This is a genomic window from Gemmata palustris (assembly GCF_017939745.1).
GTDB lineage: Bacteria > Planctomycetota > Planctomycetia > Gemmatales > Gemmataceae > Gemmata > Gemmata palustris.
This window is the reverse complement of sequence record NZ_JAGKQQ010000001.1, coordinates 7422733-7446980: the sequence shown is the minus strand read 5'-3', so window position 1 is coordinate 7446980 and position 24248 is coordinate 7422733. Positions and strand designations below refer to the sequence as shown.

18 protein-coding genes are annotated in these 24248 nt (G+C 66.0%); 11 read left to right on the top strand and 7 right to left on the bottom strand.

What is annotated here, in order from left to right; translation table 11 throughout:
- Window positions 1–92 precede the first annotated feature (92 nt).
- Complete coding sequence (locus J8F10_RS30865; protein ID WP_210660402.1) at window positions 93–791, bottom strand: hypothetical protein; 699 nt, start codon at window positions 789–791, stop codon at window positions 93–95.
- 210 nt (window positions 792–1001) lie between these two features.
- Between J8F10_RS30865 and glgX the strand changes: the two genes are divergently transcribed.
- The 4 genes from glgX to J8F10_RS30845 all read left to right on the top strand — a co-directional run bounded on the left by glgX (window position 1002) and on the right by J8F10_RS30845 (window position 6313).
- Window positions 1002–3158, top strand: coding sequence for a glycogen debranching protein GlgX (glgX, locus tag J8F10_RS30860; protein WP_210660401.1), 2157 nt, complete (start codon window positions 1002–1004; stop codon window positions 3156–3158).
- Window positions 3159–3185: 27 nt separating this feature from the next.
- The gene (locus J8F10_RS30855) at window positions 3186–4505 is read left to right on the top strand and encodes an alpha,alpha-trehalase (RefSeq protein WP_246523670.1); all 1320 of its coding nucleotides are present in this window, start codon (window positions 3186–3188) and stop codon (window positions 4503–4505) included.
- A gap of 398 nt (window positions 4506–4903) precedes the next feature.
- Window positions 4904–5863: a dihydrodipicolinate synthase family protein gene (locus J8F10_RS30850; RefSeq protein ID WP_210660399.1), complete on the top strand. Its 960-nt coding sequence runs from the start codon at window positions 4904–4906 to the stop codon at window positions 5861–5863.
- 54 nt (window positions 5864–5917) lie between these two features.
- Window positions 5918–6313, top strand: coding sequence for a response regulator (locus J8F10_RS30845; protein WP_210660397.1), 396 nt, complete (start codon window positions 5918–5920; stop codon window positions 6311–6313).
- Here the strand turns inward: J8F10_RS30845 and J8F10_RS30840 are convergent.
- The gene (locus tag J8F10_RS30840) at window positions 6300–7379 is read right to left on the bottom strand and encodes an alpha/beta hydrolase (RefSeq protein WP_210660395.1); all 1080 of its coding nucleotides are present in this window, start codon (window positions 7377–7379) and stop codon (window positions 6300–6302) included. The genes J8F10_RS30845 and J8F10_RS30840 overlap by 14 nt on opposite strands.
- Window positions 7380–7492: 113 nt before the next feature.
- On the opposite strand from J8F10_RS30840, the gene J8F10_RS30835 reads away from it, so the two are divergent.
- From J8F10_RS30835 to J8F10_RS30825, 3 genes are all read left to right on the top strand, one after another.
- Entirely contained in the window at window positions 7493–7975 is a 483-nt protein-coding gene (locus J8F10_RS30835; protein ID WP_210660392.1) for a thiamine pyrophosphate-binding protein, read from the top strand.
- A gap of 6 nt (window positions 7976–7981) precedes the next feature.
- Entirely contained in the window at window positions 7982–8545 is a 564-nt protein-coding gene (locus J8F10_RS30830) for a thiamine pyrophosphate-dependent enzyme (protein WP_210660389.1), read from the top strand.
- A gap of 302 nt (window positions 8546–8847) precedes the next feature.
- Entirely contained in the window at window positions 8848–10944 is a 2097-nt protein-coding gene (locus tag J8F10_RS30825) for a hypothetical protein (protein ID WP_210660388.1), read from the top strand.
- 6 nt (window positions 10945–10950) lie between these two features.
- Here J8F10_RS30825 and larC read toward each other — a convergent pair whose 3' ends face one another.
- Window positions 10951–12117 carry a nickel pincer cofactor biosynthesis protein LarC gene (gene larC / locus J8F10_RS30820; RefSeq protein WP_210660386.1) on the bottom strand — a complete coding sequence of 389 codons (1167 nt, stop codon included), beginning with the start codon at window positions 12115–12117 and terminating at the stop codon, window positions 10951–10953.
- Between the two features lie 91 nt (window positions 12118–12208).
- Here larC and J8F10_RS30815 point away from each other — a divergent pair, with 91 nt between their 5' ends.
- Both J8F10_RS30815 and J8F10_RS30810 read left to right on the top strand, forming a co-directional pair.
- Complete coding sequence (locus tag J8F10_RS30815; protein ID WP_315854188.1) at window positions 12209–14140, top strand: DUF362 domain-containing protein; 1932 nt, start codon at window positions 12209–12211, stop codon at window positions 14138–14140.
- A gap of 100 nt (window positions 14141–14240) precedes the next feature.
- A complete protein-coding gene (locus tag J8F10_RS30810; RefSeq protein WP_210660385.1) occupies window positions 14241–14657 on the top strand; it encodes a hypothetical protein in 417 nt (138 codons plus the stop codon).
- A gap of 50 nt (window positions 14658–14707) precedes the next feature.
- Here J8F10_RS30810 and J8F10_RS30805 read toward each other — a convergent pair whose 3' ends face one another.
- The 4 genes from J8F10_RS30805 to J8F10_RS30790 form a co-directional block, all read right to left on the bottom strand.
- On the bottom strand, window positions 14708–15568 hold the full coding sequence (locus J8F10_RS30805; protein WP_210660383.1) for an ADP-ribosylglycohydrolase family protein: 861 nt from the start codon (window positions 15566–15568) through the stop codon (window positions 14708–14710).
- Window positions 15569–15860: 292 nt separating this feature from the next.
- On the bottom strand, window positions 15861–17105 hold the full coding sequence (locus J8F10_RS30800) for a DUF1501 domain-containing protein (RefSeq protein ID WP_210660381.1): 1245 nt from the start codon (window positions 17103–17105) through the stop codon (window positions 15861–15863).
- Between the two features lie 97 nt (window positions 17106–17202).
- On the bottom strand, window positions 17203–18597 hold the full coding sequence (locus J8F10_RS30795; RefSeq protein ID WP_210660379.1) for a DUF1800 domain-containing protein: 1395 nt from the start codon (window positions 18595–18597) through the stop codon (window positions 17203–17205).
- A gap of 145 nt (window positions 18598–18742) precedes the next feature.
- Window positions 18743–20461, bottom strand: a complete 1719-nt coding sequence (locus J8F10_RS30790; protein ID WP_210660378.1) for a hypothetical protein — start codon at window positions 20459–20461, stop codon at window positions 18743–18745.
- A gap of 165 nt (window positions 20462–20626) precedes the next feature.
- On the opposite strand from J8F10_RS30790, the gene J8F10_RS30785 reads away from it, so the two are divergent.
- Together J8F10_RS30785 and J8F10_RS30780 are read left to right on the top strand one after the other, a co-directional pair.
- A complete protein-coding gene (locus J8F10_RS30785; protein WP_210660377.1) occupies window positions 20627–21577 on the top strand; it encodes a CPBP family intramembrane glutamic endopeptidase in 951 nt (316 codons plus the stop codon).
- A 72-nt stretch (window positions 21578–21649) separates the two neighbouring features.
- On the top strand, window positions 21650–24235 hold the full coding sequence (locus J8F10_RS30780) for a U32 family peptidase (protein WP_210660376.1): 2586 nt from the start codon (window positions 21650–21652) through the stop codon (window positions 24233–24235).
- Window positions 24236–24248 lie beyond the last annotated feature (13 nt).

Below are 24248 nucleotides of genomic sequence, written 5' to 3'. Positions count from 1 at the left end.
TTGTTCGCGGAACCGACCCGCGGGGCTTTAACCCGATGGAACGGTCACGAACGCGCACCCGGCCCGACTGCGATGACGAGTACCCTTCTCAACTACGAGACGATGACTTCCCGGCGCTGAACCACTTGGCCGTGAGCGGTCGGGATCAGCCGGAACGCGATCCCGCGCCCGCACATCGCCCCGCCGATCGCGGACGCCATCGAGAGCAGCACGCCGACGAGCGCGGCCCACGACGCGCCGACTGCGGCCTCTTCCGCGCGCTTCTGGGCGACGGGGTCGTTCGCGATCTCGCGCGCCCGGTTCGGATCGACCGCAGCCTTCGCCGCGTCGATGCGCTCTTGCGACACCCCGGCGTTACGGGCCGATTCTTCCCAGTTCTGCACGCCCGGCGACTGCTGCGCGACCATTGCCCCGCCCACGAACGCGAAGTACCCCGCCCGCGCGCCCATGCCGACAAGCCCGAGGGAGAAACCCACGACGAGAGCCCACGTCAGGATGCCGTAAAGGACGGACTCGCGCTCGGTTTCGCCCGCCGTTAGTTGCGTGCTCACCCACCCGCCGACGAACAAGGACGCAATGATACTCAGGAGGCACGCGATCAGAGCGCCGGTGCCGACCGCGTTGGCCCGGACACCCGCTTCGGCAACGGTCAGCCCGATGGCCGCGAAGAACAGGGTGAGCACGAGATTGGTCGCGACCGCGACCACGGCCCCCGCGAGGACCGCGGGCCAGGAGATGCGGCTGCGCACGCCGGCAACGTCTTCCATTTTCAGTGCTTCAGTAGCTGCCATATGAACTTCTCGGGTGTGTAAAGTGGTGCTGTGGCTTGAACGGTCCGCGACCGCTGATCCGTCCTAAAACACTGCACGACCCGTGCCGCAGTCCGAACCAGTGAAGGTTTGTTGGCCCACTGGTATCCGATTCGCTTGGTTGCGCTGGCGGGAGGCGAAGTTCGACCGCAATCGGACCGACATTCGCCGTACTAGAATCAGGAGGCGTTCATGCGCGTGTGGCCCGGGAGACCGTACCCACTCGGAGCGACGTGGGACGGTGTGGGTGTGAACTTCGCCCTCTTCAGCGAGAACGCGACCGCGGTCGACCTGTGCCTGTTTGAAGGCCCCGGGCTGGTGGAGCAGCGCATTCCGCTGCGCGAGCGCACCGACCAAGTGTGGCACTGCTACCTGCCGGACGCGCTCCCCGGTCTGCTTTACGGCATCCGCGCATCCGGCCCCTACGAGCCGGAAAAGGGGCTACGGTTCAACCCGCACAAGCTCCTCTTCGATCCGTATGCGAAAGCCGTTGGCCGCGAACTCACGTGGCACGACGCCCTCTTCGGTTACACCATCGGCCAGGACGATACCACCTTCGACACTCGCGACAGTTCGGCGTTCGCCCCACTCGCCGCAGTCACGGACACGGCCTTCACGTGGGGCACCGATCGCCGCCCGGCCCGCCCGTGGCACGAGACGCTCATTTACGAACTGCACGTAAAGGGGTTCACCAAGAAGATGCCCGGCGTGCCCGACCACATGCGCGGCACCTATGCGGGCATCGGCTCGGAAGCGGCGCTCGACCACCTGAAGAAGCTCAACGTGACCGCGGTGGAACTGCTCCCGGTCCACTACCGCGCGGACGACCGGCACCTGATGGATAGAGGGCTCTCGAACTACTGGGGGTACAACACGCTCGGGTTCTTCGCCCCGGACCCGCGCTTCAGCACCAACCCGCGTGACCCGAGCGCCGCGGTGCGCGAGTTCAAGTCGATGGTGCGTTCGCTGCACTCGATCGGGGTCGAGGTGATCCTCGACGTGGTGTACAACCACACGGCCGAGGGCAACCAGATGGGGCCGACGCTCTCGTTCCGCGGGCTCGACAACCCGAGCTACTACTTCCTCTCGCCCGAGCACCCGCGCTACTACATGGACTTCACCGCGTGCGGGAACAGCCCCAACATGCGGCACCCGCGTGTTCTACAACTCGTGATGGACAGCCTGCGGTACTGGGTCGAGGAGATGCACGTCGACGGGTTCCGCTTCGACCTCGCGCCCACGCTCGCGCGCGAACTGGCGGAGGTCGATAAGCTCGGCTCGTTCTTCGACATCATTCACCAGGATCCGGTGCTGTCGCGCGTGAAGCTGATCGCCGAGCCGTGGGACATCGGCCCCGGCGGGTACATGGTGGGCAACTTCCCGGTGGGGTGGACCGAGTGGAACGGCGAGTACCGCGACGCGGTCCGCGGGTTCTGGGCCGGAAAGGACGTTTCCACCCGGTTGCTCGCGCACCGGCTCACCGGGTCCGGCGACCTTTACGAGCGCACCGGGCGCCGGCCCTACGCGAGCATCAACTTCGTGACCTGTCACGACGGGTTCACACTGCGGGATCTGGTGAGCTACGAGCAGAAGCACAATCTGGCGAACGGCGAGGACAACCGCGACGGGCACAACGACAACCGCAACTGGAACTGTGGGCACGAGGGGCCAACGGACGATCCCAAAGTGGTCGCCCGACGCGCACGCCAGCGCCGAAACATGTTCGCGACGCTCATGCTCAGCCAGGGCGTGCCGATGATTCTGGCCGGGGACGAGTTCGGCCACACGCAACAGGGGAACAACAACACGTACTGCCAGGACAGCGATCTAACTTGGCTCGATTGGGGCGCCGTGGACGGCGAATTCCTGACATTCGCGCGGGCCGTCGCGCAAATCTGGCGCGCCCAGCCCGTTCTCCAGCGGCGAACGTTTTTCCAGGGGCGCCCGATCCGCGGCGAGGGCGTGGCGGACGTGTCGTGGTTCCGCCCCAACGGGCACGAGCTGACCGACGCGGAATGGGAAGAGCCGCACAAGTGTCTTGGCATGCGATTGGCTGGCGACCTGATCCGCGAAACCGATGAGTACGGCGAGCCGGTCGTCGGGGACACGCTCCTGGTACTCATGAACGCGGGCACGAAATTGGTCCGGTTCGTGCTTCCAGCAACCAACCCGGAGCACGTGTGGGAACTGATGTTCGACACGGCCGACGACGGCACCCCGGCCGCGACCCACGCCGGGGGAGCGAAGTACGAGTTAAAGGACCACACACTGGCGGTATTCCGCACTAGGCCGGAATCGCCCCCGAGCACGGAAGTGGCCGCTCTCCACAGGGCCGCCCGGCGCGTATAAGGAGACGTGATGGAAGACGGCGGAGTAATGACACTCCTGACGCGCGGCGCGGGGCAGTGGGCGACGAGTGGCGAAGAACCGGCCCGCGAACAAATTGAAGACGTGTCCGAGGGTCCGATGACGACGCCCGAGCAGCGCGGCTACCAACCGGTTCTGGATTACATCACCGGCTTCTGGGACCGCCTGTTCCGGTTCCACCCGCACGACGAGGGCACACTGATCGGGCTACCGCGTGCGTACCTGGTTCCGTCCGTGGACCCGGTGCGCCCGCTGTTCCAGGAAATGTACTACTGGGACAGTTACTTCAGCGCGCTGGGGCTGGTCGGCACGATGCACGAGTGGCTCGTGTTCGACCTGGTCGAGAACATGGCCGCTCTGATCGAGCGGTTCGGGTTCGTCCCGAACGGCACCCGGTACTACTTCACCTCCCGCAGCCAGCCGCCGTTCTTCACCAAACTCGCCAAGCTCGCGTATGACATCAAGGTCGCGCGGGGCGATTCCGACGCGGACGAGTACCTGCGCCACATGACGCGCCTGGGTGTCCGCGAGCACGAGACCTGCTGGCTGGGCGAAAAGCACCCGCACGAGCGCCGCAAGTACCGCGGGCTCTCGCGGTACCACGACATCAACTACAGTCACTTCCTGGCGTCGTGCGAGAGCGGCTGGGACCACTCGACGCGGTGCGACGGCGACCGCCCCGGGTCCGAGGCCGGGCGCTGGATGGACTTCCTGCCGGTGTGCCTCAACAGCATCCTCTACACGCGCGAGCGGGACTTCGCCGAGGCCATGACGCGCCTCGGGGCGACCACGGAAGCGAACTACTGGCGCGAAGCCGCCGACGCGCGGGCGGCGACGATGCGCGAGCTGATGTGGGACGCGGACCGCGGGTTCTTCTGCGACTTCGACTGGAAGGCCGAGGCGCGCTCGCCGCTCCCGACGCTCGCGGGCTTTTACCCGCTCTGGGCCGGGCTCGCGACCCAGGAGCAGGCCAACGAAATGGTCGCGCGCTGGTTCCCGCGGTTCCTGCTGCCGGGCGGCCTGGTGACGTCGCTGGACTCGTTCCCGGGCCGGCAGTGGGCGTACCCGAACGGCTGGGCGCCGTTGCAGTGGATCGTGGTGGCGGGCCTGGACCGTTACGGCTTTACAGCCGAAGCGAATGAGGTCCGGCGCCGGTGGTGCGACACCTGCGCGCACGCCTTCGCCGCGTCCGGCACGCTGGTGGAGAAGTACAACGTGGCCGAACCGCACCGCGAACCGGAACACGGCCTGTACGGGCTAATCGAGGGCTTCGGCTGGACCAACGGCGTGTTCGTGGACTTCGCCCGCGCGCTCGAACGCGGTCGGTAGCTTCCAGTGAACCCGCATGCGGAGGCCGACTCCTGTGCGGGTACAGCGGAAATTCGGGCGCCTGTCACCAATTCCGTCGGGCCGACGTGGGTGGTTGCCGCTTCAGGGCAGCGGACAGAACCCGTCCCACGTAGTCAATTCTCGCGACGCGACTCATTTTTGATGCCGGGCATTGCGCGTGCTATGCAGGTTGTAGGGCCGGTCGTTCGACTGTGCCACGCGGGGCCACGCGCAATAATGGTGTGCGAAATGTGTAACGCTCGGACCGCACTGCGGGTATGCTCAGTACCGAAGCCATTCGACCGGGATACGTGAGAGCGGGCGACAGTCTCTCACCCCATGTTCATGCGGCCTTACTATAAATTCGACTTAAAACGTTGATATCCGGCGAGACGCCGATGACCGCTGCCCGACCGCTCGATCCGCTCACCTTGCTCCGTCCGCGACGGAAAATCACCGGCATTTCTGCCATCCTGCTCCCATTCACCGAGTCCGGCGACGCCGACTGGCCCGGCTTCGCGAGCCACTGCGTTCGCACGGCCGATGCGGGTCTGACACCGGCCGTGAATATGGACACGGGGTTCGTAAATCTTCTCGCACCCGAGCAAAAAAATGAGGTGCTAGACGCAACTCGTTCCGCTCTGGCCGGGAAATCTTTTGTCGCGGGCGCATTTGTCGGCGATGCTCCCGGAGCACCGTTCGATTTAGATGGGTACCGGCGCGCCGTCGCCGCAATCGTTCAGCGGGGCGGTACCCCGGTGATCTTTCAGAGCCACGGGTTAACCGCACTTCCCGATACTGAACTGCTCGCTGCGTATGAAGCCATCGGCCGGGACTGCGATTCGTTCATCGCGTTCGAGTTGGGCACGATGTTCGCCCCGTTCGGGCGAATCTACAGCGCGGACCTGTTCCGCGGACTTTTAGGGATTCGCAAATGTTCCGGGGCGAAGCACTCGTCCCTGCGGCGCGAGTCCGAGTGGCAGCGCCTCGTGATACGGGACGCGGTGCGCCCGGATTTTAAAGTGTATACGGGTAACGACCTCGGCATCGATATGGTGATGTACGGGAGCGATTATCTCCTGGGATTGAGTACGTTCGCCCCGGAACAGTTCGCCCGGCGGGACGTTTATTGGAGCAGCGGGGACGCACGGTTCTACGAATTGAACGACGTGTTGCAGTACTTGGGGTTCCTGGCGTTCCGCGCGCCGGTGCCCGCGTACAAGCACTCGGCGGCCATGTTCCTGAAACTGCAGGGGCGGATCGGGTGCGACGCCACGCACCCGCGCAGCCCGCACCGCCCGGGTACGGACCGCGAACTGCTACGCGGGATCGCCGACCAACTCGGAATTCTGGTTTGACCCGTTCGACCCGACCCGTTGCGGTCGCCCATCTCCTCAAGAGGAGGACGCTCGATGCCCATAGATGATATCACCCCGCCGCCCGCCCGCCCGCTGGTGCTGGTGGTGGACGACGAACCGAGCATCCGCTTGGTCGCCCGCTTGATGCTCGAGCGCGCGGGGTTCGTGGTGGACGAGGCCGGGGACGCGGCCGAGGCAATGGGCCGCGCGCTCCGGGCCGAGCGCCGGTACTCTGCCGTCCTGCTCGACGTTTCGCTCCCGGACCGGAGCGGGATCGATGTGATGTCCGACCTGCGCCTCGCGTCGCGCTGCGCGCCGATCATCCTCACGAGCGGCCGGGCCGAAGAGGACCTCCCGGAGCACGGCGCCGAGGGGTATCTGGCCAAGCCGTTCTCGCGGGACCAGCTCCTCTCGGCCGTGCGCGCCGCGACCGCCCTCACACCGCGGTGAACAGGAACCGCAGCACCTGGTCGAAGCGCGCGCCCCACGACCCCTCGTTGTGCGCGCCGCCCGGTACTTCGGTGTAGCGGTACCGTTCGTCACCGCGCGGGCCGTGTCGCGCGAGGAGCCGCGCCAGCCGGCGCGTCCGGCGCATCGTCGCCGCGCTCCCGACGCGCGACGAACTCTCGTGTTCCCCCACATCGACCCAGACGCGGCACCGCTCCAACCAGCCCGGCGCCACCGTCACGTTCCGCAAGAAATATTCGCGGTCCCACCAGAGCGAGGGCGACAGCGCCGCGCACTTCCCGAACACGGCGGGGTACCACTTGCACAGGTGCAGCGAGATCAGGCCGCCCATCGACGACCCGCCGACGCCGGTGTGCTCCGGTTCGGTCCGCGTGCGGTACAAGGCATCAATGAACGGCTTCACTTCTTCCACCAGGAAGCGGCCGTACTCGCGCGACTGGTCGCGCTCGCGCTTGCGCCCGCACCGTTGCGGGCCGTACTCGTGCAACCGGTCGGGGGTGTTCGCGACGCCGACCAGAATGACCGGCGGGACCGTTCCGGCGCGGATCTCGCGCTCGGCCACCTCGTCCGCGCGCCAGGGCACGCCCGCGAACGCGGTGTGCGCGTCAAAGAGATTCTGCCCGTCGTGCAGGTAGAAGACCGGGTAGCGCCGGTCGGGTTGGACACCGTACCCGGGCGGGAGCCACACGCTGATCGTGCGCGCGTGGGGGAGGAACCGCGACGGGAACCCGTGGTGGTACTCGACGCTCGTTTGGTCCCACCCGCGCACGTCCACGTCGATCCGCGACGGGCCGTCGGCGTGCAGTTCGCGCGGGAGGCGCTCGTGCCCGTGGCCATCGCTCTCGGCCTCGCGCCACCGCCCGAGGGTCGCGAGGAAGTGCCCCACGTACCCCGCCGGGAGCTCGAGCCGCGCGCGGTGCGTGCCGTCGCCCCACCGGTCGAGCGGCACACCGGTCGCGGACCAGTCCCCGAGCGGCCCGTCCCCGGCCAGGAACACCTGGCGCCACGGCGGGGTGTCGTCCGGCACCCGAACCACGAACTCGACCATTCGGCCCTCAAAGAGATTACACGCGGCCCGCTTCTCGGTATTATTCGTGGTGTCCGCGCCCCGTCTTACGCGCCTTGTTGTGCGCGCGGCGAGGGGGAATGGAGAGGCCCGTCATGCTCGGCCCCAATGAAGTCGTATCGGCCCTCGAAGCGGCGGGCTTTACCCACCTCGTGTGGATTCCCGATAGTCACCTCGGAACGTGGGAACCCGCCCTGCGTGGGTCGCGCCTGGCGCCGGTCCGCGTGTGCCGCGAGGGGGAGGCGGTGGCACTCGCGGCGGGGCTGATGCTCGGCGGGGCGCGCCCGCTGGTCGCGATCCAGTGTACCGGTTTCTTCGAGGCGGGCGACGCGGTGCGCAACGTCGCTCACGACCTGAAACTGCCGCTCAAACTTATTATCGGTGTGCGGAGCGAACGAGTTGCCCGTGCCGGCAAGACCGCGGACAACTGCCCGCACTTCGCCACGAAGTTGGTCGAAGCGTGGGAGCTCCCCCACACGCGATTCGACCCGGCGGAAGCGAGCGCACTGGAGCTGACCGGCGCGCTGAAAGCGCTCGCGGACCAGCCGACCCCGGCCGCGATCCTCTGGGCGGAGTGAATACCCATGATGACCCACCGCGCCGCACTCGAAGTACTGGCCCGCGCCCGCACCGAACAGATCGTCGTCACGACGATGGGCTCGGTCGCGATCTGGCCGCAGGTGTCCGATTCGCCGCTCGATTTCCACTACTTGCCGTCGAGTATGGGGCAGGCCGTCCCGCTCGGCCTCGGGCTGTGCTTCGCGCAGCCGGGGCGCGGGGTGATCGTGCTCACTGGCGACGGCGGGTTGCTCATGAACCTCGGGTGCCTCGTGACGGCGGCCCAGTTCCCGGTACCGCTTTACATCGTGCTCATTGATAACGGGCTTTACGAAGTGACCGGCGGGCAGGCGGTGGCGAACGCGCGCCGCACGGACTTCGCCGCACTCGCTCGCGGTGCCGGGATTTCGCGCGTTTATACGTGCGATACCCGCGAGGAATGGTCCGCGGTCGCGTCGGAGGCGGTGACGGGAAGCGGGCCGGTGTTCGTGTGCTTGAAGGTGCAAGGAGAGATCGGGAAGCCGACGCCCTCCGCCCCGCGCCCGATGGCCGACCAGATCGCGCGGCTACGTGCCGCACTGGGAGTTTAGTGCCCGGTGCCGTCTCCGCGTCGTGTTGTGACGAGACGGCATTCTGTTAATACGCGTGGCTTTTCATTTTCGTGACACGGGCCTCTGACCGAGAACCCGCCGCATCGTTTCACCCACTCGTTGGCACTCGCGAAACGAGTGGGACTTGTCTCCTCACGGGCCACGCTCTCACCAGTGCCCGAACCACGCCGCGGTGCATCTTGACGAACCGCGGCGCGGCGCAGTACGTTGCCGCACGTCCCGGCGCGCCCCTTACCCAGAACTCTGCGACGGCTCCCGAGATCGCTTCACGAGGTCGGCTCATGGACGAACCACCTATCTCGAATCCGGCCCGGGAACCCAACCAATCGGCCGGTTGGTGGGGATGGGTGGTTGTGGGCGCGCTCGTTGCGATTGAAGTCGCGACGTTCGTGTCTTACGCACGGCGCGAAATCGCGTGGGCTTTTCCCGGGTATTACGACCAGACCGCGTACATCACACAGGCTTACGGGATCGTTCACGACGCATCGAATCGGGAGTTATTCCCCGCGATCCGGTCCTATTTGGCCGCGCCCCACGCGACCGGAATCCTGCTGCCCATACAGGGGGCGATCCACTGCGTGATTTTGGGCCACGATCGCGTAAGTGTGCTGAGTGTCAATTTCGCTCACTTCGTGCTGTTCCAGTGCGCGCTCGTCGCGACGATCCTGTGGCTGACCCGGAACTGGCCCTTGGCGCTCGCGGGGTTCGGCCTGACGCTCACGCTCAAAACAGTGTTCCTGCCGGCCGGCAGCGCGTTCGACTTCCGAATGGACTTCAGCGCGTTCTGCTTGTACGGCGTGCTCCTGTGCGCGCTCATCCGGTCGCGGGTTCTCTTGAACCCCCGCGGGGCCGCGGTCGTGGGCGCGTGCGCGAGTGTGGTCGTTCTCTTTCGCTTCATTACGGCCGTTTACATCGGCGGAATATTGAGCGCGATCGGTGCAGGCTTGCTCGTTTGGCGCTTCACGCGCGCGGACGCCGAAGCGCGCGAACGGGCGGCCCGGCGGCTGCGCGGGTGGGTGATTGCTACCGGGTTCCTCGTCACGGTGACCTGGCCCGTGCTCATCAACCAGCGCGAGGCCATCAAAAACTACTACGTGGTCGGGCACATCACGTCGTCGGAGAAAGAAATCCGGGCCGCAGAAGAGGGCGTGCGCCAGTGGAGTGACGCCGCACGCTACTACCCGCGGTCCGTCGTGTGCGATCACACCGGGCCGGCGTTTTGGTGGGCGGCCGGGATTCTGGGCGCGGTCGGTTCCCTCGGGTTCGTCCGGCCCGGGGCGCGCGTCGGCAGTGCCCCCCAGCGGTCCACCGTCTTTCCCGTTGCGGTTCTCGGGTTCGGCGTTCCCTTCGTGGTCTTGAACATGGGAGCGATCAAATCGCCCGTCGTGGGCGACGTTCTCCTCCCGGCGCTCATTTGGATCGTTCTCGCGCCGCTGGCCGCGTCCGCGCAGCGCGCCCCGCGCGGGCTGCTGAGCGCCAGCGCCGGCGCGACGCTCCTTCTGGGGACGGGGACGTTTCTGACCCACGCGGCGACCCCGGCCCTCTACACGAAACTCGGGGACGACGGGCGCCGGGGCATGCAGTTGATCCAGGATTTAATCGACACCCGCATCAAAAAAGGGCTCCACGCGCCCGAAGTGTTCAACGACGCCAACTCGCACGACATCACCGGCCTGGGGCTCCAGGTTCTGGAGTTCGAGCGCCACGGGCGGTGGGCGGAGTACCGCGACGGTACCGGGATCTTCGCGTGGGACGAGGGGGCGTGTTTGCGGCGGCTGGAGGAGTGCGATTTCGCAATTCTCAAGGGCGTGCCGCCGGGACACTTCAAGTTCCCCTACGACGAAGCGATGGAAAAGATGCGCCCCGCTCTCCGCGCGTACTGCGAGGCGAACATGACCAAGATCGGGGAGTACCACATTTGCGGGCGCACGGTCACGACCTACGCGCGAAAGTCCCTCCGAACGGAAGGCATTACGACGGACGGCTGGGTCGCGCCCGAAGGGTTCCGGTTCACGGGCACACTGGGCGATCTCAAGGGGTGCCAGCGGATCGAGCTCAATCGCAGTGTGATGCCGAACCACCTCGGCCGGGTACCCGAGGTCGTCGCGGAGGTCGAGTTGCCGAACCGCCCGCGCAAACAACTCCCCGCGACCGCGGCGAGCGAGCTGCGATCGGTGAGCGTGGAGTGGGAGCCGGTGGACCTGCCCGCGGAGACGCCGGTCACGATCCACCTGCGGTTCACCGCGTCGTTCACGCCGGCCGAGCGCGGGCTGAGCGCCAATGATTCGCGGGCGCTCGTCCTACACGTCGGCCCCCAACCGCGTGTGGTGCTCCACCCACGGGACCGAGACGAGATCGCGAAGTTGGCGCCGAAGTGACGCGCATCACGCCCGTGCCACGGCCGCGAATACCTCGCGCAGGGGGACGTTGTGCTCCCGTGCGATACGGGCACAGTCCTCGTATTCGGGCGTGAGCACCGTGAAGCCGTCCGTGCGCCACCCGCGCTTGGCCTTCACCGGTCCCCACGTCGTTTCCACGGTGACCGCTTCGCGCTGCAACTTCGCCCGCGTCGCGGTTGTTCGGCGAACACCGAACGTGCCCGTTTCGCGAAAGAGAATTGTTTCGAGTTCGTTCACCTTGTCGGGCGCGCAGATCACGCTCAAAAGCACCCCGGGTCGGCCCTTCTTCATCTGAATCGGCATTGTGAACACGTCGAGCGCCCCGCACGCGAAGAGCCGCTCGGTGCAGAAGCCGATCACTTCCGGCGAAATGTCATCGAGATTCGTTTCCAGTACCGCGACGGTATCGGTTTCGGCCCGTTCCCGTTCGGGCGCCGTGTTTGCCGTTCCCACCATCAGGCGCAGAAGGTTCGGCTGCTCGATGAAATCCTTCGTGCCGGACCCGTAGCCGATGCGCTCAATGGTCATCACAGGCGTCGCGGTGTACTCCGTGACAACGGTGGTCAGAATCGCGGCGCCAGTGGGGGTCGTGAGTTCCGTTTTGATGGTGGACGGCGCGAGCGGCACGCCTTTGAGCAGTTCCGCGGTACCGGGCGTCGGAACCGGCATGATGCCGTGGGCACATTTAACCGTCCCGCTCCCGGTCGGAACCGGCGAACTCGTGAATTTCTCGACGCCGAGCAGGTCCAGACCGACCGCCGCGCCGACAATGTCCGCGATGCTGTCGAGCGCGCCGACCTCGTGAAAGTGGACCCGTTCGAGCGGCATCCCGTGGGCGACCGATTCGGCCACCGCCACTTTGCGGAAGATGGCCGTGGCGAGTTCGCGCTGTTTGGGCGTGAGAGCGCCCTTCGCCAGAATCGCCTCCACGTCCGGCAGGAAGCGGTAATCTTCCTGGTCCGCGGCCTCGATGGTCGCTTTCGTCGCGGCGAACCCGCACCGCTTCACCCGTTCGACTTCGAGTTTAATGGGCAAATCGAGCGAATCGAGCGCGGCGCGGATCGCATCGACCGGCACGCCGGCATCGATCACCGCACCGAGAACCATGTCCCCGCTGATCCCGCTGAAACAATCGAAATGAGCAACGCGCACAGCTTCTTCCTCCCGTTGACGGTGTTGTAGTGGCCGAAGTCGGTATCGCGTGGCATAAACTGATATCGCCCCGTCTCGCCGGAGGCCGATTGTGTCTTCTTCGCACGCACTGCTCACGCGCCTCGCTGGCCTCGCCAACCCGGACGGCGGGTACGGGTACCACGCCGGCAAAGCCAGCCACCCGGAACCGACGTGCCTGGCGCTCCTGGCGCTCGCGACCGCGCGCGACCCGTTCGCCCAGCCGATCGCGAACGGACTCGCGGACCTGGAGCGCAACCACCAGCCCGACGGCGGGTACCGGCTCGCCGACGGCCGACCGGAAGCCGCCTGGCCCACACCCATCGCGCTCTTTACGCGAATCACCCTCGGCGCGCCCCCCCAGGAAATGAAGCCGACGATCGACCGCGTTCTGGCGACCGAGAGCCGCACGGTCACGAAAGATCCCGAAGCGAACGACATCGCGAACGACATCGACGTGTCGCTCCTCGGCTGGCCGTGGGCCGCGGCGAACTTCGGGTGGGTGGAGCCGACCTCGTGGGCGTGCCTCGCGCTCCGCGCCGCGGGCCTGGAGGCCCACGCGCGGGTCCAACAGGGGCTGAAACTGCTCCTCGACCGCGCGTTCGATAGCGGCGGCGCGAACTACGGCAACCGCGTGGTGCTGGGCACGTCGACCGAGCCGATCCCCGGGCCGACCGCGGTGCTGTTGCTCGCGGTGCAGGGGGCCGTCGACCACCCGCGCGTCGATGCCGCGGTGGGGTATTTGCGGATGCACGCGGCGAAGGCGACCGACCTCGAACACCTCGCCTGGGCTCGGATCGCGCTGGGCGTTCATGACTCCGACACCGCGACCCGTGAGATGTTCCCGGAACTCGATCAGAAGATTCTCGAACTCGCGAGTGACCCGACCACGAGCCCGCACCGACTCGCGCTCGCGGCCCTCGCACTCGCGGAAACCAACCCGATGCGCCTGCGGTTCGGCGCCCACGCCGCGCCCGCGCCCGGCACCCCGGCACACGTCGCCGGCAGTTCGACCGCCCCCGCCCCCGGGCTGTTCGCCAAGATCGCGTCGAAATTTCGCGGGGCGATGGCCGCGGGCATCTCGAAACTGAAACCGCTGCCGATCACGTCGGCGGTTCACATCGCCCGCGCGCCGAGTTATGATGCGCCGCTCGCAGAAATTCTCGCGGCGCAGTTCGCGCACTTTCGTCAGGCGCTCCCGCTGGCGGGGAAGCGCGTCGTGCTGAAGCCGAACCTCGTGGAGTACCGGCCGGACCGGGTGATTAACACCGACCCGCGGGTCGTGGACGCGGTCATCACACTGTGCAAGCAAGAGGGCGCGGCGGAGGTCATCGTCGCGGAGGGGCCGGGGCATTGGCGGAACGTCCACTTTCTCGTTCGCGAGAGCGGGCTCGGCGCGGTGCTCGATAAGCACGGCGTCCGGTTCGTGGACATCAACCACGACGAGCCGGTGAAGGTGCTGAACCTGGGCCGGCTCACGCGCCTCGACCACCTCTACATGTCGCGCACCATTCTCAACGCCGAAGTGCTGATCTCGCTCCCGAAGCTGAAGACGCACCACTGGGCCGGTGTCACGCTCTCGCTGAAGAACCTGTTCGGCACGCTCCCGGGGATCTGCTACGGGTGGCCGAAGAACGAGCTGCACTGGCGCGGCATCCCTCAGAGCATCGTGGACATCAGTTGTACGCACCCGGCGAACCTGTCCATCGTGGACGGCATCACCGGCATGGAGGGCGACGGCCCGCTGCACGGCACCGCCAAGCACGTCGGCGCGCTCATCATGGGCACGGACCCGGTCGCGGTCGACTCGACGTGCGCGCGGCTCATGGGGCTTCCGCCGGAGCGCATTCCCACGCTCGTCTACGCGGCGGCGAAGCGGATCGGGCGGATCGTGGAAGCCGAAATTCCGCAGCTCGGCGAACCGATCACCGCGGTCGCGACGAAGTTCGAGTTACCGCCACTCGTGGAGCGCGAGTTATTTCCCGCTCCGAAGCAAACCGCGTGACGCGGCTCGGAACCCATAAATAGCTCGCCGCGCCGTTTGAATGGCGCGGCGTTTGCGTTAATGTGGAACAGCCCTTCCCCGAAAACAGGCGGGTAGTCCCATGCGCGTTCTCAGCCGTGTGATCGTTCTACTCGTGTGCCTGGGCGGTTGCTCCCCTTCGCCGACCATCACGAAGGGCACGTTCACCGACTCGTACACGCTGACCATGCAGCGCGGGTCAATGGACGTTGTGGTGCGGACCTCCGGCGCGGCCCAGTACACGGTCACCAACTACGCGATGAACCACCCGATGGGCCAGCGCCCGGACACGGAGGCGACGTTCACCACGCCCGCCGGAACGTTCGTCATCAGCGACCGGAACGTGACCGAGGCGGGTCTCAAAATCAACGGCACGTTCTACCCTCAACCGCCATCGGTAAGCACCCGATCAACGATCCTGATTGATTCGCAAGGCGTCATCACTGTGCAACCAGCAAAAGAGCCCGCAGTTGCCCCTCCACCAATCGCCAAGCCCTGAGTTGCCTGCAAGGGCAGTCAGTGCGTACCCAACACCCTTGCGGGCGGGGTTCACCGGTGACTCGGCTGTATCGCCGTCCGCAGTTTCTCGTCGAGCGCCATGAGGTAGTCGCGGCCGTAGGGACCGTTCTCCAGGCCATCGATCAAGTGTTGCGGCACGTCTTGCTGGATCTCGCGCGAACCAGAGGCCGCGGCCATCGCGATCGCTGCAGCGGTGTCAACATCCCCGCCGTACCGAATGCAATGCGTCAAGACCGTTGACAGCGAATCGCATTCGGTCACGGCCGCCAGAGCTGCGGCGACGCACTCCACGCCGGTCACGCCCACGCGCCCGGTCCACCGCTGGTCCCAGGCGTACCCCGGCACGCGAGCGGCCAAGAACGCGGGCAGATCCTTCTTTGGTTCGGTCGTGTTGAAGCAGTACCACGTCATGAGAGCCGCCGCGACCGCCGAACTCACTCCGCCCGACGTGCGGTGCGTGACTTCGGCCTGAACGGTCGCCATTTCAACGACACGAGCCGGGTCCGCGATCAGTCCCACGGGGCCGACGCGCATCGCGGCGCCGGAGCGGTCACTGTCCGGACGGATGTCGGCGAGAAACGCTTCGACCGTGTCGTGTGTTTCGAGGAACGTCTGGAACCCGCGCGCGTACCCGTCGCGCCGGTCGCGCTGGAACGCGGCGAGCCAGTGGCGGACGAGCGTTTTCGGCTCCCAGGGTTCGCCGGAGACGAGTGCTTCCGCGGTGCCGATCGACATCTGCGTGTCGTCGGTGTACATGCCCGGCGTGATACCGGCGTGCTTGGAGTGTTGGACGTAACCGTGGAGGAGGTCGGCATTGTGCCGCTCGATGGCCGGGTCGTTGAACTCGTACCCGGCCCCGAGTGCGTCACCGATGGCGATTTCCAGAAGCATCGCGTCCCCGTTTGGCGGCGAAGAAAGAAAGGGGTTAGAGTGCAAACACTCTAACCCCTTTCGCGCGCTTCTTGCGTACTTTTATGTGCCGGAGACAGGACTTGGGCGGTGCTCGTGTAATGTTGCCGGCATTCATCCTGGGCAGCGTGTGGCCCCCGGTCCCGGAATGCGGAGTCCGATCGTGGGCGATCTGAGTTCGCTCTGCGGCTCAAATCCGGTGTGTGCCGATCTGGGGCCGCGCGATTGGGCGAACCCCGCCACGGGAGGCTTCGCCGCGTTGATGTGTTTCCCGTCACTTCACAAACACTTCGACCGGCTTGAACCCGTCGCCGAGGATCGGCTTGGGATCGATGCCGATCCACTTATCGAGCACCGCCGCGTACACCTGCCGGAAATCGGTGCCGTGGACCAAGTTCCCTTCCTTCAATCCCTTGAGGCTCGGGTGCGCGCCAACGACGCCGGCCTTCACCCCGCCGCCCACCAAGAACATCGGCGCCCCGGCGCCGTGGTCGGTACCCTTGCTGCCGTTCTCGTAGGCGCGCCGACCGAATTCGGAGAACGTCATCACGCACAGCCGATCCTTGTGCCCGCGGCCGGCCATGTCGCGATAGAACGCGGAGATCGCGTCCGACACCTGGGTGAGCAGGTTCGCGTGCGCGCCGGTCGCGCCGCCCTGCCCCGCGTGCGTGTCGAACCCGTCAATCGAGACGTAAAAGATCCGCGCGCCGATGTCCGCGTCGATGAGCTGCGCGGCGAGTTTCAGTTTGTTGCCGAGTGCCGAAGTCGGGTACGGCACTTTGGGCGCGTAGTTCTTGCCGATGCTCGCGAGCTTCTCGCTGCTCGCGTAGGTACTCATCTGCGTGCGCGCCACGAAGTCCAAAAGTGACGTCGAGCCCGAACTCCCGCCCGCAATTGATGCGGCCGAGGTGATTACGTTCTTCTGCGCGGTGGCGTCCGCTCCCGTCACAGAAACCGTCTTGAGTTTGAAGTCATCGAGTGACGTGATGCTTGGTACGCGGACCGGCGCCCCGGCCAGCGCGAGCGGCGAAACTTCGTTTCCGCCCGCGAGGTGGAACGCGGGCACCGGTTGCTTCTTGAGTGACTGACCGAGCCACCCTGTAGTGAGTGTCTCCGCGGTGCTGGCCGCGTGCCACACGTCCATGCTGCGGAAGTGCGACTGACTCGGGTTCGGGTAGCCGACGCCCTGTACCACGCACACCGCGCTGTCGTCGGTGTAGAGTTTCGCGAGCGCGGTCATCGCGGGGTGGAAGCCGACGTCGTCGGTGAGTTTCTTGACCTGATCCTTCGCGATGGCGATGGTCGGCCGGAGTTTGTAGTAATCCGGGTTCGTGAACGGAACGACGGTATTCATGCCGTCGTTGCCGCCCGTGAGTTGCACGACGACGAGCACGGTGTCTTTGGCCCCGGGCTTGTCGGCGCGCGGGGCCGAAAGTGCCGTGCGCCCCAGGAACGCCGGCACCGTGGAGCCGAACCCGATCAGCGAGGAAGTCTTGAGGAAGTCGCGTCGCGTGGTCATAGGAAACTCCTGGCGAACGGCCGGTGTAAGCCGGCCGGTGAGAGTTTGACTTCAAGCGGTCGGCGAGAGCACCGGCCGGCTTACACCGGCCGTTCGCCTAGTTCAGTTGGTATTCCGGGAGCGTTAGGACCAAGTGCGTGACGGCCCGCGTGCGGTGGTTCGCGATGTCGTCCTCGGACCAGTACGCGGGGTACTTCACGTCTTTTGTGGCCTTCAGGTAGTCGAGCAGCTTGGTGCGGGCCTCGTTGGGCACGTCGCCTTGTAGGAACAAGCCCAGGAGGAAATCAACCAACTGCGCGTCGGTCCCGGCGCCGTGCTTTGCCGCGAGTTCCGCCGGGTCGCAGCGCGTGCCGAAGCGCGCGTTGTCGGTTGCAGTGATCGCGAGTGCGAGGTTGTTCCGGCCGAGGAGCGTTTGCGCGTTCAACCACGCCTCCCCGCCGTCCCAGCCCTTCACCGACGGCGGGGCGAACAGCACTTGCCCCAACCCTTCGAGCGCCTCCGCGAGCGGGAGCGTACCGACCGCGCCCTCGAGTGCCCGGACACTTCCGATAGCGAACTCCACCGGCGATTTGATCTTCGCGCGGTACGCGGTGGGGCTGAAGAACAGGTTCGAGCGGAGAATCGTCGAGACGAGTTTGCCGGTGTCGAAGTCGGACTTCCGGTACTGCTCCGCGAGTGGGTCGATGAGATCCGCGCCGGGGGTATCGGTGTCGCTGACGAGGAACTTGTAGAACTTGCGCACGATGAACCGCGGGCACGCTTCGTGATCGAGACACAGCCCCGCGATGTCCTCGCCGGTAAACTTCCCCTTCTTGCCGAACACCTCTTTTTCGCTGGCGTCGTGCTGGCGCCGGTTTAACGTGCCTTTACCTTCTTTGATCTCGTAGCCCGTGAACGCGCGAGCCGCTTGGCGGATGTCGGTTTCGGTGTAATTGCCGACGCCGAGCGAGAACAGTTCCATCACTTCGCGGGCGTAGTTCTCGTTGGGCGCGCCCTTCGTGCTGGTGTTCGTATCGAGCCACACGAGCATGGCAGGGTCCGCGCCCATTTGTGTGAGCAAGGTGCGGAAACTACCGAGCGCGTGTGCTTGAACGAGCTGATACTGCGCGAGCATGAAGCGCGCGTTCTGAACCTTCGCGTTGCTGGTGGCGAAGTGATTGTGCCAGAACAGCGTCAGCTTCTCGCGTAGCGGGTGCTTGGTCTTCAGCATGCGGTCGAGCCACCACGCCGAGAGCCGGCCCTGTGGCGCCCCCGGCGGCATGCTCCGTTCCGATGCCATGAACGCGGACGTGCGGGCGAAGTCTTCGGTTTCCGCCTCGCCCGCGAGGATACGGTCGAGCGTTTTGGCGTGCCCGTCCGTCAGTCCGGCGGCGAGTTCGGCTTCCGTCGCGCCGAACCCCGCGCGCCGGTAGAGGTGCCCGACCTTCTTCCGGTCCCACGGGTTCTCAGCGCTCGGCGTGTACGGCTGCCAGGCGTTTTTGGAGTCGAGCATGTGAGCCTCGTGAGCGAATGGTGCCGCTACCGGTCCGGGCGAACGGCCGGTGTGAGCCGGCCGGTGAGGTACTTCAACAAGCTTCTGCGCGAACTCTTCACCAGCCGGCTCACGCCGGCCGTTCGCCAATTCGAGCACCGGTCGTTTACTTGCGCGGCGCCAGATCCCACACCAGGTCGAACTTGTACTCCGTCTCGGTGATGTCGAGTTCGCCACGCACGGTGCCGAGTGACTTCACCCACGCGACCAGACTCGCGACCTCCTTGCGGGCGTCTTCCAGTCCGATGCCGCGCGACAGGATCGCGTCCGTGACGAGCGGGTCCGGGATCGCCGCGAGCGCGTCGGCCGCGGCCTTCGTGGAGAACCTCCCGCGAACCACCGCGGCGCTGGGTTGGTCTTTCTGCGGGGACTTCAGTTCCGTGATGAGCTTCTTGCATAATTCGACGGTGGTCGCGACAACCAGTTCGTCACCAACAACCGCGAAGCACGGCTCGAAGTTAAAGCGCACACCGTCCGGGTCGTCCGCGCGCTCCTTGTTCTCCGGGAACCGGTACGCGACGATCGTGACCCCTTCGTGCTTGTGCTCCAGCATCTTCAGGTCGAATTGCAGGCTCGCGATGATCGCGGCGGAGCGCAGGGCCGGCTCGATGGATTTGACAAACTTCGGGTCGCGCCCGGTCGCGACGTAACCGAACGCCGGGAACTGCTGGCCGGGTTGTTTCTTGTAGGGGGGCGTGTCGTGATTCGCGACCACGATGCGGTGGTGCGGCCCCCACATCTCAAGTAGCTCACCCACTCGCGTGCTCCCGGGGAGCACCTTCGACACGTCCTTTTCGGCCTTCTCCAACTGCCCGCGGATCTCGTCCCCGAGCAACTTCGTGCGGTTCTTCCACAAGAACCCGATATCGAGGTGGAGACTGTGCGTGTACAGAGTTCCGGGCGGCTCGAGTAGCGGGAGCGACCCCGGTTCGCCCTTCGGCGGAACGTGGAACTGGTACTCGGGCGGGAACGCGCTGCGCCCGGCCGGGACGCGCACCGAGAGCCGGAACCCGGTCTCTTCCTTGTACAGCCCGGCCGCGACGAAGTCCGCGCGCTTGAGACAATCGATGCTCCCACCCACGACGAGCGTTTGCAGGAAATCCTGACGGGTCGCGTCGAAGAAATCCTTTGACGCTTTCGACTGCTTCACGGACGCGAAATCGAGCCACAGCCACGCGAGCGGGTCTTTGGGAAGGAGCTTGAACGCATCCTTTCGCGCCTTGTGTTGTGGCGACTTGGCCCGGGCGGTGGTCGCGAGTGCCACAGCCGCTTTCAGCGTTGTTTCGTTGTTGGAAATCAGCACCGTCGCCCCGACGCGAACCACGAACAAGTCGCCGATCTTGATCGCGTCTTGCCCCGCGATCGTGAATCGTTTGACGCCGTCCTTCGCCCCCTGGCGGTTGAGTTCCTCTTCGATCGTTTTGAGTGCGAGGTCGGTCGCTTTCTTGACCTGCGCGTCGTCCTTCCCCTGCAAAACAAAAATGGTCGGTGCGGGATCGTCCGCGAACTGGAGCCCGATCGCGACACCGTCACCCGCGAGTTGGTCGAGCAGTTCGGGCCATTTCGCGCCGAGTTCTTTCTCGAACATCGCGAGCAGTTGGAACGCGCGCTTGGCGGCCGCTGATTCGTAGACGTTGCGGTACTGCGGGAGCTTCTGCGCCTTTTGAAAGGCTTCCAGCCCGGTGACGGCGTCCGCGAGTTTGCGCGGATGATCCGCGACGAGGACAAGTTGCGCCGATGTGGGAACGCAATCGAGCGGGTCCGTGGCCCGGGCGGAATTCGCGCCGAACACGAGGGCGAGCGCCGGTAGTGCGTAGCGCATCATGCCGAATCTCCGTGGTAGCTTCGCCCGGAGGTACTTCGGGTTCGGGGCGCGAGTTTCAGAAAAGTGGCACATTGCAGCGCGATAACTGTTGCGTGTCCCCACGATCCCTCTGCTACAATTTCTTCACGCCCCGCTGGGTGTAACGCTCAAACTGTCGCCTTTACTATGCCACCCGACGACTACAACTCGCCACCCGACACCGATGCGCCTCGCCCCCGGATCGGGGATTGGGGCGCAGCGGAGCCGGAACTCGATTACGACCCGGACGCGGTCCCCGTCGTGTACCCGGTCGCGGCGCTCTGGTGCTGGCGGTGCGGGGAGACCGCCGCGCCGGTCGCGGGCCGGTGCCCGTGGTGCAACACCTGGACCGACGGCGAACCGCCCCGGCGCGAACCGGAACCCGTGCGCCGGTCCGACGACGAACCCGAAGACGACTGGCACACCGACACGGCCCGGTACGCGATCCCGGTGCGCCGACCGTACCCGATTCCGCCGGTTGTAATTGTGGTGCTCGCGTACTTCGGGCTGCTCGGTACGCTCGTTGTGTGCTCGGTCATCGCCGCACTCCGAGGTGCGACGACCACGGACGAGATTCAAGAGGCCCAGGCGTTCGTCGAGGTCGCGAGTACGCTCCTCACGCTGGTGTCACTCGCGCTCGTGTGGTCGCGGGCGCGCCAGAAGGTGCCCGACGGAACAATGGCCCTCACGTGGGTCACGTCGGTGCCGGTGCTGTTCGCGCTCCTGTGCCTGAACCTGCTGTTCTTCACCTTCCTGCGCGAACTGCTCCGGCCGCTCGGGGTGATCGAGCCCGAGCGGATGAAGATGACGCTGGCCACGGTCCTGTTGATCTGCGTGCAGCCGGCGATCGTGGAAGAACTGTTCTTCCGGCAAATGACGCTGGGCGTGTTGCGAAAATCGATGAACATGCACCTGGCGGTGTGGCTCACCGCGGCGGCGTTCGCGGCCGCCCACTTGGGGAACATTCTGGGCATGCCGTACCTGTTCCTGGTCGGCGCGTTCCTGGGCTACGCCCGCGTTTACGGCGGGCTGACGCTCGCAATGGTGCTGCACTTCGTCCACAACTTCGCCGTCGTCGCTTACGATGCGTGGCGGTAATCCAGTGTGGTCCGCGCGCCCTCGTGGTGGGGCACGCGGACCACACTGGATCGCGTCTGCTACAATCCCTTCATGTCTTCATCGCACACACCGCCCGAACTTCTTGCTCCCGCCGGCGACTGGGAGGCCATGCGCGCCGCGGTCGCGAACGGCGCCGATGCCGTGTACTTCGGGCTATCGAACTTCAACGCCCGTGCTCGCGCCACCAACTTCACACTCGCCGAATTGCCGGACGTGATGACGTTCCTGCACGCGCGCAACGTGCGCGGGTTCGTCACGCTCAACACACTGATCTTCTCGGACGAGCTGGAATCGGTCGCGGAGTTCGTGAAATCGGTCGCGGCGGCCGGGGCCGATGCGGTCATCGTTCAAGACCTCGGACTCGTGCGGCTCATCAAGCGCATCGCGCCCACGCTCCCGGTTCACGGCTCCACGCAGATGACGCTGACCGAACCGCGCGGCATCGAGTTCGTGACCGCCCTCGGCGTCGAGCGCGTCGTCTTGGCGCGCGAACTGTCCCTGAACGACATTCGGAAAGTGACCGCGAACACTTCGACGCCCGTGGAAGTGTTCATTCACGGCGCGCTGTGCGTCGCGTACAGCGGGCAGTGCCTCACGAGCGAGGCTCTCGGCGGGCGCAGCGCGAACCGCGGGCAGTGCGCGCAGGCGTGCCGGCTGCCCTACGAGATGATCGTGGACGGCACGAAGCGCGAGCTCGGCGACCGCGCGTACCTGCTCAGCCCGCAAGACCTCGCCGCGTTCGATCTCATTGATCCGCTGATCGACGCGGGCGTGATCTCTTTCAAGATCGAGGGCCGGCTGAAGGGCGGACCCTACGTCGCCGCGACCACGCAGACGTACCGCAAGGCCATCGACGCGAAGCTCGCGCACCACGATTTCGCCCTTCCGCGGCGCGAGCAACTCGACCTCGCGCAGACGTTCAGCCGCGGGCTGACGCCGGGTTTTCTCGAGGGCGTGAATCACCAGATGTTGGTTCGCGGGCGGTTCCCGAAGAGCCGCGGCGTGCGCATCGGGAGGGTCGCGGGCTTCACGAAAAACGGCGTGCGCATCGAGTTGTGCGAAACCGTCAGCGATCTGGTAAAAGCCGGCGACGGCGTGCTGTTCGACATCGGCAAACCGCACGAACAGGAACCGGGCGGCCGGGTGTGGCGGGCGATCGTGCTGCGCTCCGTGGTCGAACTTTACTTTGAAGACGGCGCGATCGATTTCTCACAGATTCCCGTGGGCTGCGACGTTTACAAGACGGACGACCCGGCACTGCGCAAGCGGCTCGAACAAAGCTACGGGCAGGACAAACTGGCGAAGCGCGTCCCGATCACCGGGCGCGTGTCCGGCACAGTCGGCGGCGCGCTGACGCTCTCGCTTTCCGATGGCGAGCGCGAATCGAGCGCGACGTGGGCGGGTCCGCTCGAACTGGCCCGCAAACAACCCACTTCCGCGGACGAAATACGAGAGCAACTCGCGCGACTCGGCGACACGCCGTTCGAGCTGGGCGCCGTCGCCGTGGATTTGCCCGCGGGCGTGATGGTACCGCGCAGCGTGCTGAACGACCTCCGACGCCAAACTGCGGGCGCGCTGGCAGAACGACGCATCGAAGTGCGCAAGCACGCGATCGCGAAAGGCGACGCACTGCGGGCACTGCGCGGCGAGTTGGGGCGACCTACCCCCCCGCCCCCCTTCCCTAAGAAGGAAGGGGGAACAGAACCAACGGCGGTGTTAAGCCCCTCTCCGTTTAGAGGAGGGGTTGGGGAGGGGCTGCAGGCACAACCTACCCCCCGCCTCACCGTTCTCGTCCGTAACCTCGAACAACTCGACGCCGTCCTCGCGTGGGCGCCTCCGGACGGTCTTCCCAAGCCGTCCGCGATCTACGCGGACTTTGAAGATTTGCGCCGATACAAGGACGCGGTCGCGAAGGCGCGTGCCGTGGGTGTGCCGATCGGGCTGGCGCCGGTTCGCGTGTGGAAACCCGGCGAGGACGGCTTTCAGGCACTCGTCGCCCGCGCGGAACCCGACATTGTCCTCGTGCGGAACCTCGCTTCGATCAGTTACTTCCGGGAGCAATTGCCGGACGTGCGACTCATCGGCGACTTCAGCCTCAACGTGGCGAACGAACTCACCGCCGGCGCGCTGATGGGCGCGGGGCTCGAACGACTCGTACCGAGTTACGACCTCAACTGGGATCAGTTCGCATCAATGGTGCGGCGCGCGAACGCGGACTGGTTCGAGCCGGTGGTTCACCAGCACATGCCCATGTTCCACATGGAGCACTGTGTGTTCGCGGCGTTCCTCAGCACGGGCAAGGACCACCGCGACTGCGGGCGCCCGTGCGACCGGCATAAGGTCGAACTCCGGGATCGCGTGGGTGCGGCGTTCCCCGTGGTCGCGGACACCGGGTGCCGCAACACGGTGTTTAACAACCTTGCCCAGAGCGCGGCCGAGTACGTGGGCCGGATGCGCGAGCTGGGGCTGCGCACGTTCCGCGTGGACTTGCTGCGCGAACCACCTTCGCAGGTCGCCTCTCTCTTGGACCGCTACGCCCGCGTGATCGCCGGGCGCGACGACGGGCACGAGACCTGGCGCCAGCTCCGCGTGCTGAATCAACTCGGCGTGACACGGGGAACGCTGAACCTGCTGTGACGCGCGGTGAGAA